The sequence below is a fragment of the Streptacidiphilus sp. MAP12-16 genome, from assembly GCF_041262165.1.
Classification (GTDB): Bacteria; Actinomycetota; Actinomycetes; order Streptomycetales; family Streptomycetaceae; genus Streptacidiphilus.
Map to the genome: position 1 here is coordinate 100,725 of NZ_JBGCBY010000017.1, position 13,154 is coordinate 113,878.

Annotated in this window: 9 protein-coding genes and 1 pseudogene; 7 read left to right on the plus strand and 3 right to left on the minus strand. The window is 71.4% G+C overall.

The annotated features are described in order from the left end of the window. Nucleotides 1-21: 21 nt before the first annotated feature. From gcl to ABIA33_RS22690, 7 genes and pseudogenes are all read left to right on the plus strand, one after another. Nucleotides 22-1,803, plus strand: coding sequence for a glyoxylate carboligase (gene gcl, locus ABIA33_RS22660; protein ID WP_370084197.1), 1,782 nt, complete (start codon nucleotides 22-24; stop codon nucleotides 1,801-1,803). A 301-nt stretch (nucleotides 1,804-2,104) separates the two neighbouring features. Further along, nucleotides 2,105-3,301 carry a glycerate kinase gene (locus tag ABIA33_RS22665; RefSeq protein ID WP_370084198.1) on the plus strand — a complete coding sequence of 399 codons (1,197 nt, stop codon included), beginning with the start codon at nucleotides 2,105-2,107 and terminating at the stop codon, nucleotides 3,299-3,301. Nucleotides 3,302-3,527: 226 nt separating this feature from the next. Further along, the gene (gene allB / locus ABIA33_RS22670) at nucleotides 3,528-4,889 is read left to right on the plus strand and encodes an allantoinase AllB (RefSeq protein WP_370084199.1); all 1,362 of its coding nucleotides are present in this window, start codon (nucleotides 3,528-3,530) and stop codon (nucleotides 4,887-4,889) included. Then, nucleotides 4,886-5,920: pseudogene (gene alc / locus ABIA33_RS22675) on the plus strand (allantoicase); the annotation flags it as partial. The gene allB and the pseudogene alc, both read left to right, overlap by 4 nt. A 293-nt stretch (nucleotides 5,921-6,213) precedes the next feature. Then, complete coding sequence (locus ABIA33_RS22680; RefSeq protein ID WP_370084200.1) at nucleotides 6,214-7,674, plus strand: catalase; 1,461 nt, start codon at nucleotides 6,214-6,216, stop codon at nucleotides 7,672-7,674. 219 nt (nucleotides 7,675-7,893) lie between these two features. Then, nucleotides 7,894-8,673: a VOC family protein gene (locus ABIA33_RS22685; protein ID WP_370084201.1), complete on the plus strand. Its 780-nt coding sequence runs from the start codon at nucleotides 7,894-7,896 to the stop codon at nucleotides 8,671-8,673. A gap of 59 nt (nucleotides 8,674-8,732) precedes the next feature. Continuing rightward, nucleotides 8,733-9,515, plus strand: a complete 783-nt coding sequence (locus ABIA33_RS22690) for an IclR family transcriptional regulator (protein ID WP_370084202.1) — start codon at nucleotides 8,733-8,735, stop codon at nucleotides 9,513-9,515. A gap of 134 nt (nucleotides 9,516-9,649) precedes the next feature. On the opposite strand, the gene ABIA33_RS22695 is transcribed toward ABIA33_RS22690, so the two are convergent. The 3 genes from ABIA33_RS22695 to ABIA33_RS22705 all read right to left on the minus strand — a co-directional run bounded on the left by ABIA33_RS22695 (nucleotide 9,650) and on the right by ABIA33_RS22705 (nucleotide 13,152). After that, nucleotides 9,650-10,303 (minus strand): class I SAM-dependent methyltransferase, encoded by a 654-nt coding sequence (locus tag ABIA33_RS22695; protein ID WP_370084203.1) that lies wholly within the window; start codon nucleotides 10,301-10,303, stop codon nucleotides 9,650-9,652. Between the two features lie 68 nt (nucleotides 10,304-10,371). Beyond that, nucleotides 10,372-11,541: an XdhC family protein gene (locus ABIA33_RS22700; RefSeq protein ID WP_370084204.1), complete on the minus strand. Its 1,170-nt coding sequence runs from the start codon at nucleotides 11,539-11,541 to the stop codon at nucleotides 10,372-10,374. A gap of 114 nt (nucleotides 11,542-11,655) precedes the next feature. After that, nucleotides 11,656-13,152, minus strand: a complete 1,497-nt coding sequence (locus ABIA33_RS22705) for an NCS2 family permease (RefSeq protein ID WP_370084205.1) — start codon at nucleotides 13,150-13,152, stop codon at nucleotides 11,656-11,658. Nucleotides 13,153-13,154: the final 2 nt, after the last annotated feature.

The window sequence follows — 13,154 nt, forward strand, 5'->3', positions numbered from 1 at the left end:
TCTCTTCTACCGGAGGCCTCAATGGCTCGTATGACAGCCGCTCAGGCTGCAGTGGAGATCCTGAAGCGTGAGGGCGTCACTCACCTCTTCGGTCTGCCCGGCGCAGCGATCAACCCGTTCTACTCCGCGATGCGGACCAACGGCGGCCTGACCCACATCCTGGCCCGCCACGTCGAAGGCGCCTCGCACATGGCGGAGGGCTACACCCGCGCCAAGGCCGGCAACATCGGCGTCTGCATCGGCACCAGCGGCCCGGCCGGTACCGACATGATCACCGGCCTCTACTCGGCCAGTGCGGACTCGATCCCGATCCTGTGCATCACCGGCCAGGCGCCGGTGTCCAAGCTGCACAAGGAGGACTTCCAGGCGGTCGACATCACCTCGATCGCCAAGCCGCTGACCAAGGCGGCGACCACCGTCCTTGAGGCCGCCCAGGTCCCCGGCGTGTTCCAGCAGGCCTTCCACCTGATGCGCTCGGGCCGTCCGGGACCGGTGCTGATCGACCTGCCGATCGACGTTCAGATGACCGAGATCGAGTTCGACATCGACACCTACGAGCCGCTGCCGGTCTACAAGCCGGTCGCGACCCGCGCGCAGGTCGCCAAGGCGCTGGACATGCTCCAGGCCGCCGAGAAGCCGCTGATCATCTCCGGCGGCGGCGTCATCAACGCCGACGCGGCGGACCTGCTGGTCGAGTTCGCCGAGCTGACCGGTGTCCCGGTCGTCCCCACCCTGATGGGCTGGGGTTCCATCCCGGACGACCACGAGCTGACGGCCGGTATGGTCGGTCTGCAGACCTCGCACCGCTACGGCAACGCGACGCTGCTGGAGTCGGACTTCGTCCTCGGCATCGGCAACCGCTGGGCCAACCGCCACACCGGCGCGATCGAGCAGTACACCGAGGGTCGTACCTTCGTCCACGTCGACATCGAGCCGACCCAGATCGGCCGGGTGTTCGCGCCGGACTTCGGTATCGCCTCCGACGCCAGGGCCGCCCTGGAGCTCTTCGTCGAGCTCGCGCGGGAGCGCGGGGCCGCGGGCGAGCTCAAGGACCGGACCGCCTGGGCCCGTAGCTGCCAGGAGCGCAAGGGCCGGCTGCTGCGCAAGACCGACTTCGACAACGTGCCGGTCAAGCCGCAGCGGGTCTACCAGGAGATGAACAAGGCCTTCGGTCGTGACGCCCGTTATGTCACCACCATCGGCCTGTCGCAGATCCAGGCCGCGCAGATGCTGCACGTCTACGGTCCGCGCAACTGGATCAACGCCGGTCAGGCCGGCCCGCTGGGCTGGACCCTGCCGGCCGCGCTGGGCGTCGCCACCGCCGACCCGGCGGGCAACGTCGTCGCGCTGTCCGGCGACTACGACTTCCAGTTCATGATCGAGGAACTGGCCGTGGGCGCGCAGTTCCAGATCCCCTACATCCACGTCGTCGTCAACAACGCGTACCTGGGCCTCATCCGCCAGGCGCAGCGGAACTTCGACATGGACTACCACGTCCAGCTGTCCTTCGAGAACGTCAACGCTCCCGAGGTCAACGGCTACGGTGTGGACCACGTCAAGGTCGCCGAGGGCCTGGGCTGCAAGGCCGTCCGGGTCTTCGACCCGAACGAGCTCGGTGCGGCGTTCGAGCAGGCCAAGAAGCTCATGGCCGAGTTCCGCGTCCCGGTGGTCGTCGAGGTCATCCTGGAGCGCGTCACCAATGTGTCGATGGGCGGCGCCGGACTCGACTCGGTGAACGAGTTCGAGCCCGTCGCGACCCGGGCGTCCGACGCCCCGAGCGCCATCCTCAACACCCTCGGCTGACCACGGCGCCGAGCTGCGGTGCCGCCGCCTCGGGCCCCCGGCCCTGACAGCTCGCGGGCCCGAGGCGGCCGCCCACCCTCCCCCACCCTTCGGGCGGGGGGACCTCCAGCCCGCCGCCACCCTTCCAACGGCGCGCTGCGCGCGGCACCCCCAGACCTCTCCCCGTGCCCGGAGATCCCATCCGGTCGTGCCCCCGGGCACGGGGAGGGCCCAACCGGGCCAATAGATTTCCTCCCGGCGGTGTGACCCCTCCCTAGGTGGGAACATCCGGTCGTGCCCGCACCGCCGGGAGGATTCAGCCATGGCGAACCAACCTGACCCACCTGTGAGGACGACGATGCCGCAGTCGCAGACCAGTACCGGACATGTGGTCGTCGCCCCCGACAAGTTCAAGGGCAGCCTGACCGCCGCCGAGGCCGCCGAGCGCATCGCCGCCGGAATCCGCCGCGTCGCGCCCGGCACCGAGGTCCGGTTGCTGCCGGTCGCCGACGGTGGCGAGGGCACGGTCCTGGCCGCGCTCGCGGCCGGCTACCAGCGCGTCGAGGTGACCGTGAGCGGCCCGATCGGGGTTCCGGTCAAGGCGGCCATCGCCGTCCAGGGCGGCACCGCCGTAGTGGAGGCGGCCCAGGCCAGCGGCCTCACGCTGCTGCCGGAAGGAGTCAAGGCCCCGCTCACCGCGAGCAGTTACGGCACCGGACAGCTCATCGCCCGCGCGCTGGAGCACGGCTGCACCCGGATCGTCCTCGGCCTCGGCGGCGTCGCCTGCACCGACGGCGGCGCCGGCCTCGCCCAGGCACTCGGCGCGACCCTGCAGGACGCCGAGGGCAACGAGCTCCCGCCGGGCGGCGCCGCGCTGCGCCGACTGCACCACCTCGACCTCGGAGCCCTGCCGGGCACGCTCGCCGGTGTCGAGGTCGTCATCGCCGGCGACGTCGACAACCCGCTGCTCGGCGAGCGCGGAGCGCCCGCCGTCTACGGCCCGCAGAAGGGCGCGAACCCGGACGACGTGGCCGAGCTGGACCGGGCGCTGGCCTGCTGGGCCGACGCCGTCGCCAAGCTGACCGGCGCGGACCTGCGTGATGAGCCGGGCGCGGGCGCGGCGGGCGGCCTCGGCTTCGGAGCACTGGCCCTGCTCGGGGCCCGTATGCGGCCCGGGATCGAGCTTCTGCTCGATCTGCTGGGCTTTGACCAGGCGGTGCGGGGAGCCCGTCTGGTCGTGACCGGCGAGGGATGCCTTGACGTGCAGACACTGCACGGCAAGGCCCCTGCCGGGGTCGCCGCGGCGGCCACCGGGGCGGGGGTTCCGGTGGCCGCTGTGGCCGGCCGACTCGAACTCGACGAGGCCGCGTGGCGCGGTGCCGGTTTCGCCGCCGCCTACGCCCTCGCCGACCTGGCCGGCCCGGACGCGCCGGAGGGCGACAGCCTGACCCGCGCGGGCGAGCTCGCCGAGCTTGCGGGGGAGCGGCTTGCGGCGCAGTTCCTGGGCGACGACAGCTGACCTCCGCTCCCCTGAACTCCGCTCTCTCCGAGGGCGGCTCTGCAGAAAATGGGACATTGACGTTTTGTTGAAGGCGGTCGTAGGCTCGCCCTACTCAAACCGCCAGGTTGTTCCGGCTGCAGCGCACCATCCGCAGCTTTCCCAGCCGCACCGTGCCGTGCCAGCTCTGCCCGCCTGACCAGTCGGGCGGCCGCAGGCGCCCCGCCGATCCAGCCCGGAGGTTTTCTTGACCGCCTCGTCGCAGACCACCGTCTTCCGCTCCCGCCGCGCCGTCCTGCCCGAGGGCGAGCGCGCTGCCGACGTCGTCGTCCGCGCCGGGAAGATCGTCGAGGTGCTGCCGTACGGCGAGGCCGGGCAGCAGGGCGAGTTGGTCGACCTGGGTGAACTCGTCCTGCTGCCCGGCCTCGTCGACAGCCACGTGCACGTCAACGAGCCGGGCCGGACCGAATGGGAGGGCTTCGCCACCGCCACCCGCGCCGCCGCTGCCGGCGGGGTCACCACGATCATCGACATGCCGCTGAACTCCATCCCGCCGACCACCACGGTCGCCGGCCTCGACGCCAAGCGGAAGGCGGCCCACGGCCAGACCTTTGTGGACGTGGGTCTGTGGGGCGGGGCCATCCCCGGCAACACCGGCGACCTGGACATCCTGCACCAGGCCGGGGTGTTCGGCTTCAAGAGCTTCCTCGCCCCCTCGGGGGTGGACGAGTTCCCGCATCTGACCGGCAGTCAACTCGAGGAAACCCTCACCGAACTGGCCCGGATAGACGCGCTGGCGATCATCCACGCCGAGGACCCGGCGGTCCTGGAGGCCGCCCCGCAGCAGCCGGGCCCGCACTACTCCGACTTCCTCGCCTCGCGCCCCGACGACGCCGAGGCCACCGCGGTCGCCGGACTGCTGGCGACCGCTCGCCGCACCGGCGCCCGGGTCCACATCCTGCATGTCTCCTCCGCCGCCGTGCTGCCGATGCTGCGGCAGGCCCGCGCCGAGGGCGTCAGAGTCACCGCCGAGACCTGCCCGCACTACCTCACCCTCGCCGCCGAGCAGGTGCCCGACGGCGACACCGCGTTCAAGTGCTGTCCGCCGATCCGCGACGAGTCCAACCGCGACCTGCTCTGGCAGGCCCTGGCGGACGGCGAGTTCGTGGCTGTGGTCTCCGACCACTCGCCCTCCACACCCGATCTCAAGCATCTGGCCAGGTACGGCGGCGACGGCGACTTCGCCGCCGCCTGGGGCGGCATCGCCTCGCTGCAGCTGGGCCTGCCTGCGATCTGGACCGAGGCCCGCAGGCGCGGGTTCCAGCTCGCCGATGTCGTCCGCTGGATGAGCGCGGGTCCTGCGTCCCTCGCGGGGCTCTGTACGAAGGGGGCGATCGCCTCCGGTAGGGACGCCGACCTGGTCGCCTTCGACCCCGACGCCGCCTTCACCGTCGACCCCGAGGGCCTGCACCACCGCAACCCCGTCACCCCATACGCAGGCCGCACGCTGACCGGCGCCGTCCGCACCACCTGGCTTCGTGGCCGGGTCGTGGAGCTGGACGCGGACGCCGAGCCCATCGGCCGCATCATCGCCCGAGGAGAAGCATGAGCAGCAGTCAGAACCCTGCCCAGGCGCCCGCCGCCTTCACCGAACTGGTCAACCTCGCCGCCCGCAGTCTGGGCGCGGGCGTGGTGGACACCAACGACGAGTTGTTCGCCGAGAAGGAGAACCTGATCGTCGCGGCCCCCGCCGAGTTCCGCCCGCACACCTTCGGGCACAAGGGCCAGATCATGGACGGCTGGGAGACCCGCCGGCGCCGTGGCGTCTCGGCCGACGAACCGCACCCGACCGACGACGACCACGACTGGGCCGTCGTCCGGCTCGGCGCCGCCGGCGTCGTCCGCGGCGTCGTCGTCGACACCGCCCACTTCACCGGCAACTACCCGGAGACCGCGTCCGTCGAGGCCGCCTCGGTACCCGGGCAGCCCTCGCCGGCGGAGCTGGCTGCGGCGGAGTGGGTCGAGATCGTCCCGCGCTCCGCACTCAAGGGCGACACCGCGCACGAGTTCCCGGTCGACGTCGAGCAGCGGTTCACCCACGTGCGGCTGAACATCTGGCCGGACGGCGGCGTCGCCCGGCTGCGCGTCCACGGCGAGGTCGTCGCCGACCCGCGCGACCTCGACGGACTCACCTTCGACCTCGCCGCGCAGGAGCACGGCGGCGTCGCCACCGGCGCGTCCGACCGCTACTTCTCCTCCCCGCACAACCTCAACTCCCTTGGCCGCGCTGCCGTGATGGGTGAGGGCTGGGAGACCCGCCGCCGCCGCAACAAGGACAACGACTGGGTGGAGCTCGCCCTGGCGGGCACGGGAGAGGTGCTCGCCGTCGAGATCGACACCACCCACTTCGTCGCCAACTGCCCCGGCTGGGCCTCCGTTTCCGGCCGCGACGAGGCCGGGGAGTGGATCGAGTTGCTGCCCCGCATCCGGCTCCAGCCCGACACCCGGCACCGCCTGCGGGTCGAGCCGCAGCACCCGGTCACCGCGGCCCGGCTGGATGTGTTCCCGGACGGCGGCATCGCCCGGCTGCGGCTCACCGGCCGCCTCACCGAGGCCGGCCGCGCCGCGCTCGCGCTGCGCTGGCTGAACCTGGTCCCGGCCGCCGAGTCCCGGCAGGCGCTGGCCGAAGCCGGACTCACCGAGGTCGAGGCCGCAACGATCACCGCCGTCCGTCCGCTCGCTGACGCTGCGTCAGTGCATTCGGCCGTGGCCGCGCTCCAGCCCGCCGACATCCCGGACGGAACCGAGACCTCGCGCCGCCGGGCCGCGATCTGGCGGCTGCTGGGCGTCTGACGACGACGGCCCGTCCAGCAGCCGCCGCTCCACTTCCACCTACACGTCACCACCACCCGAGCCACTACCGAGGTACCTCCATGTCTCAGCTCCTTACCACTGAGTCCGGCGCACCCGTCGCCGACAACCAGAACTCCGCGCAGGCGGGTGTCGGCGGCCCGGTCCTGATCCAGGACCAGCAGCTGATCGAGAAGCTCGCCCGCTTCAACCGCGAGCGCATCCCGGAGCGCGTCGTCCACGCCCGCGGCTCCGGCGCGTACGGCTACTTCGAGGTGACCGACGACGTCACCGCGTTCACCCGCGCCGACTTCCTCGGCGAGGTGGGCAAGCGCACCGAGGTGTTCCTTCGCTTCTCCACCGTCGCGGGCAACCTCGGCGCCGGCGACGCGGTCCGTGACCCGCGCGGTTTCGCGCTGAAGTTCTACACCGAGGAGGGCAACTACGACCTCGTCGGCAACAACACCCCGGTGTTCTTCATCAAGGACCCGATCAAGTTCCCCGACTTCATCCACTCCCAGAAGCGCGACCCGTTCACGGGCGTTCAGGAGGCGGACAACGTCTGGGACTACTGGTCCTACTCGCCGGAGTCGCTGCACCAGATCACCTGGCTGTTCGGCGACCGCGGCATCCCGGCGTCCTACCGGCACATGAACGGCTACGGCTCGCACACCTACCAGTGGGTCGCCGCCGACGGCGCCGCGTACTGGGTGAAGTACCACTTCAAGACCAACCAGGGCATCCGCAGCCTCGACGCCGCCCAGGCGGGCGAGCTCGTCGGCCAGGACGCCGACAGCCACCAGCGCGACCTGCACCAGGCCATCGAGCGGGGCATCTTCCCGTCCTGGACGGTCCACGTGCAGCTGATGCCGGTCGCCGACGCCGCCGACTACCGCTTCAACCCGTTCGACCTGACCAAGGTGTGGCCGCACAGCGACTACCCGCTGCAGAAGCTCGGCCGACTGGTCCTGAACCGCAACCCCGACAACGTCTTCGCCGAGGTCGAGCAGGCCGCGTTCTCACCGAACAACTTCGTCCCCGGCATCGGGCCGTCCCCCGACAAGATGCTCCAGGGCCGGCTGTTCGCCTACGCGGACGCGCACCGCTACCGCCTGGGCGTCAACCACACCCAGCTCGCGGTCAACGCCCCCAAGGCGACCACGGTTCAGAACTACGGCCGCGACGGCGTCGGCGCCGCCAACTCGGCCGGGCGCGCCAAGAACTACGAGCCCAACTCGTACGACGGGCCGCGCCAGACCGACGAGGCCCTGGCCGCGCCGACCGCCGTTCAGGGCTGGACCGGCGCCCACGTCGCGCCCTCGCACGCGAAGGACGACGACTTCTTCCAGGCCGGCGAGCTGTTCCGGCTGATGTCGGCGGGCGAGCAGGAGCGTCTGATCGCCAACGTGGCCGGCTCCATCGGCTCGGTCAGCCGGGACGACGTGGTCGAGCGCGTGCTGCCGTTCTTCCACGCCGCCGACGCGGACTACGGCAAGCGCCTCCAGGCCGCGGTCGAGGCCTTCCGCAACGCCGAAGAGGCGTGACCTCCTAGCGGGAGGCGGCAGTCGGCAGCAGCCGGCCGACATCAGGACCAGCGGGCCCCCGGTGCAGCGTCGCACCAGGGGCCCGCTCGTGTCCGCCGCCCGCGCGTGCAGGGATGGCGGCGTGTCCCGTCGTCGGCGTGTCCCGGTAGCGGGGCGACTCCGTTCGGTGAAGAGTGGTCGCCGGGGGGATCGTCCGTACGCTCCGATCCGGAGGCATCGATGCCCGAAGTCAACGCCCCCTACGCGCCCGGCACGCCCTGCTGGGTCGACCTGATGGTCCCCGACCAGCAGGCCGCGCTCGAGTTCTACCGCGACCTGTTCGGCTGGGAGGGGGAGCCGGGACCGGGCGAGACCGGCGGTTACGCCATGTGCCGCAAGAACGGGTACGCCGTCGCGGGCATCGGCCCGTCGATGGACCCGTCCACGCCCACCGTCTGGACCACCTACCTCGCCAGTGACGACGCGGACTCCACGCAGGCCCGGATCACCGCGGCGGGCGGCAAGGTCATGATGCCGCCGACGGACGTCCGCACCTTCGGACGCATGGCCGTCGCCGGCGACCCGGCCGGTGCGGTCTTCGGCATCTGGAGCCACCAGGACTTCTACGGCGCGGAGCTCGTCAACGAGCCCGGGTCGATGGTCTGGAACGAGTGCAACTCCCGTGACGCCGACGCGGCTGCCGCCTTCTACCGAGCCGCCTTCGGCGTGGAGGTCGCGGAGATCGACGGGATGGGCGGCGGCTACCTGGGCATCCAGGTCAACGGCCGTCCCGTGGGCGGGCTGCAGCAGATGACCGAACCGCCCTTCCTGCGGGAGACGCCCTCGCACTGGATGACCTACTTCGCCGTCGAGGACACCGACAAGACCGTCGACGTCGCCATCGAGTCGGGCGCGGGCGTCATCATGCCCGCTGTGGACACCCCCGTCGGACGTATGGCCGCGCTCCTCGACCCGTGGGGGGCAGTCTTCTCCGTCATCCGCCCGATCGACCGCGCCTGAGCGGTCCACCCCTGTCAGCGCCATGCCCATCGGCCCAGTTGACGGATAGTCTGATGGGTATGGCGGCACAGAACAGCAGTCACCAGCTGGATCGGGCGCAGCCCCACGCGTCCCCGCGCAGCACCCTCCAGCGCGCCCTACGGCTCCTGGAGGCCGTGGACCGCAGGGCCCATGGCGCGACCGCGGCCGAGCTCGCCCGCGACGTCCAGCTCCGCGTGGACCCCGCACGCAGGCTGCTGCGCGCGCTGGAGCGCGAGGGCTACGTGCAGCGGCTCGACGACGGCGGATACGTGCTCGGCGGGGCATTCGCCATGCTCGGGCAGGCAAACCGCGAGCAGATGGTGCAGGCGCGGTTGCTCGCCAAGCTGTCCTCGCTGCGCGACGAACTCGGCGCTGCGGTGTACTTCAGCCGCTACCAGGACGGCGAGGTGTACGTGGACGCGGTGGTCGACGGCCCGTCCACTCCGAGCGTCCACGAATGGGTGGACTTCCGCGCCACCGGCCACGCCAGCGCCATCGGCAAGTGCCTGCTCGGTCAGCTCGACGACGACGCCCGTCGCGAGCACCTGAGCCGCCACCCGGTCGCCCGCTTCACCTCGCGCACCGAGGTCGACACGGACGCACTGCTGCACCGCCTCGACCGCCAGCCCGCGACCGTACCCGTCCTCGACCTGCAGGAGTACGCCCTCGGCACGGTCTGCGCCGCGGTCCCCGTCACCGCCGGCGACACCGTCGGCTGCCTGGCCTTCTCCCTCCCCCTCGACCAGGCCTTCCGCCTGCGCGAGGCCGCCGAGACCCTCTCCTCCCGCGCCGCCCCAGTACTGCTCGCCCTGGCCCTCTAGCGCCCGCCTGCCCGCCCGCACGCCCGCAGAGGTTCGAGCGGGACCCGCTGCTGGCCCTCACTCCCGTGCACCCGGCTCCGTTGTCCACCCGGGCGCTATCGCTCCCCAGGACGTAAGGACGCAGAGCCGCCGTCTCAGGTGACGCGGCCGGTCCCGGGCTTTCGGGCCAGCAGGCGTGCCTGCGGCCGCTTCTTCCCCTCCGAGATCAGCCGCGCGGTGACGCTGATCCCGGCCTGGCCCAGCAACTCGACGATGTGGTCGGGCCGCCACAAGTAGGTGTCGTAGGACACCGGGTGGCCGTACGCGCGCTCAGGGCGCAGCTGCTCGTCGCCGACATGGAAGCCCATCAGCACGTGGCCACCCGGGGCCAGGGTCCGATGGAACTCCGCGAATACCACCGGCAGCACCTCCGGCGGCGTGTGGATGATCGACCACCAGGCGACGATGCCGCCGAGTTCGCCGTCACCGATGTCCAGGGCGGTCATCGAACCCACGTCGAACCGCAGGTTCGGGTACGTCCGTCGGGCGATCGCCACCATGTTCGGCGACAGGTCCACGCCGAGCGCGGACACACCGAGCGAGTCGAGGTGCGCGGTGACGTGTCCCGGACCGCATCCGAGATCGGCAACCGGCCCACCGCCGTTGGCCTGTACGAGCTCGGCGAACGCAGCCAGCATCGTGCGTCCCAGCGGCTCTTCCGCGAAGAGTGTCTTCACCAGCTCGGCGTAGTCGTCCGCGACGGTGTCGTAGGACGAGCGAGTGGTGGTCAGGAAGGAAGGCTCAGTCACGCCGGACGACCCTAGTGCCTGTCCGGTCGCCGGCCCGCCGGTTTGGCCCAAACCCCGTGCTGAGGAGGTCAGGCGATGCGGCGGGGGAGGTCGGTCTCGCGGAGCGGGTGGTCGTGGTGGATGGGGCCGCTGTGGGCGGACAGCGGCAGGCAGGTGCCGCCGCGGCGATGGGCGACGATCTCGGCGGCCACCGCGACCGCGGTCTCCTCGGGGGTGCGTGCGCCCAGGTCCAGGCCGATGGGGGAGCGCAGACGGGCCAGCTCCAGCTCGGTCAGGCCCGCCTCCCGCAGCCGGTCGAGGCGTTCGTCGTGGGTGCGGCGTGAGCCCATCGCGCCGACGAAGCCCAGCGGCATCCGCAGCGCGCGTTCCAGCAGCGGGATGTCGAACTTGGCGTCATGGGTGAGCACGCACAGCGCGGTGCGGGAGTCGATGCGCCCAGCAGCGGCCTCCGCGTCCAGGTAGCGGTGCGGCCAGTCGACCACGACCTGGTCGGCGGTGGGGAAGCGGCGCTCGGTGGCGAAGACGGGCCGGGCGTCGCAGACGGTCACGTGATAGCCGAGGAAGCCGCCGATGCGGGCGACGGCGGCGGCGAAGTCGATGGCCCCGAACACGATCATGCGTGGCGGCGGGACGTGCGCCTCGACGAAGAAGGTGGCGACGTCGTCGGCGGCCGGGTCGCAGGGGCGGCCGTCCAGGGCGAGGGTGAACTGCCCGGTGCGGCCGGCCTCGAGCATGGCGCGGGCCTGCAGGACGGCGGAGTTCTCCAGCGCCGTGTGGGGGAGGCCGAAACTGCCGCGGTGGGCGTCGCCGGTGACGGCCAGCGCCGCGCCGAGCAGGTCGTCGGGTGCGCTGACGGCGCGGACCAGAGCGACCGGGCTGCCCGAGTGGACGTGGGCGAGAGCCGCGTCCAGGCCGGCCGAGGTGCCGGGGACCACCGGCTGGACAAAGACGTCGATGATGCCGCCGCAGGTCAGTCCGACCGCGAAGGCGTCGTCGTCCGAGAAGCCGAAGCGGTGCAGCACCGGCCGCCCCGACTCCAGCGCCTGCTGGCACAGTTCGTAGACGGCCCCCTCCACGCACCCACCCGACACGCTGCCCACCGCCTGGCCGTCGCCGTCCACGGCCAGCGCCGCGCCCGGGTCGCGCGGAGCGCTCCCGGACACGGACACCACAGTGGCCACGGCGAAGGAGGCTCCGGCGGAATGCCAGGCGTTGATCTGCTCGGCGATGTCCTGCACGGGGTGCTCCTTCGGTCGGTTGGAGGTGGTCGATGGAAGCGGTCGGGTGAGGGGTCGATCGGGTGGAGGGGGCGGGACGAGAGGTGGTTCCTGGAGGGTGGTGCCCCAGGACGCCTAGTGGATGCCGAGCCAGTCCTTGATCGGGTGCAGCGCGAAGAACACCACGAACACGATGGACAGGCCCCACATCAGGACGCCGGGTTCGCGCCACTTGCCGTTGCCGGCCTTGATCGCGACGTAGGAGATGACGCCCGCGCCCACACCGGCGGTGATGGAGTAGGTGAACGGCATCAGCGCGATGGTGAGGAAGGCCGGGATGGCGATCTCACGGTCGGCCCACTCGATGTGGCGCGCCTGGGAGAGCATCATCGACCCGATCACGACCAGGGCGGCGGCCGCGACCTGGCCGGGAACCATGCCGGCGAGCGGCGTGAAGAACAGCATGAAGGCGAAGACCGCACCGGTGACCACGCTGGAGAGACCGGTGCGGGCACCGTCGCCGACGCCGGTGGCGGACTCGATGAAGACGGTCTGGCCGGAGGCGCCGGCGATGCCGCCGATCGCGCCGCCCGCGCCGTCCACGAAGAGGGCCTTGGACAGGCCGGGCATGCGGCCCTGCTTGTCGGCGAGCCCGGCCTCGGTGCCGAGGCCGATGATGGTCGCCATGGCGTCGAAGAAGCCGGCCAGGACCAGACTGAAGACCGCGAAGCCGGCGCTCAGCGCACCCATCGCGTGGCTGCCGAACGCGCCGAGCAGGTCGACGTGGCCGAAGAGTCCGAAGTTCGGGGCCGCGATCGGGTTGCCCGGCCACTTGGGCACGGAGAGGCCCCAGGTGGAGGCCGGCAGGTTCAGGACGGCCTGCAGGGCCAGCGAGAGCAGGGTGCCGATGGCGATGCCGATGAGGATGGCGCCGCGGACCTTGCGGACCTGCAGGATGAAGATCGACAGCAGGGTGACGCAGAAGATGAGGACCGGCCAGCCGGTGAGGTTGCCGATCGAGCCGAGCTGCACCGGAGCATCCGAGTGGGCGGCGTCCGGGATACGGGTCACGAAGCCGGCGTTCACCAGGCCGATCAGCGCGATGAAGAGGCCGATGCCGATGGTGATCGCGTGCTTCAGTGCCAGCGGTATGCCGTTCATGATCATCTGGCGCAGGCCGGAGACGACCATGAGCACGATCATGAGTCCGTAGATGACACAGAGTCCCATGGCTTGCGCCCAGGTGACATGTGGTGCCATGACGGCGGCGAGGGTGTTGGACACGCTCAGGCCGGCGGCTGCGGCGAGCGGGGCGTTGCCGACGACGCCGAGCAGGATGGTGGTGACTGCGGCGGCGAGGGCGGTGGCCGTGGTGACCTGAGTGGGGTTCAGGTGCACGCCGGTGACGTCCGCGCCCGACAGGATGATCGGGTTCAGCAGCAGGATGTAGGCCATCGCCATGAATGTGGTGAGGCCACCACGGATCTCGTTGCCGATGGACGAGCCACGGGCGCTGATCCGGAAGTACCCGTCCAGGGCGTTCTTCGGTGCGGGCGATGCTGCGGGTGATGCTGCGGGCGACTCGAACTCGCTGTCAGCGGTAACTCTGGATTCCGTGGGGATCTGGGTCACGG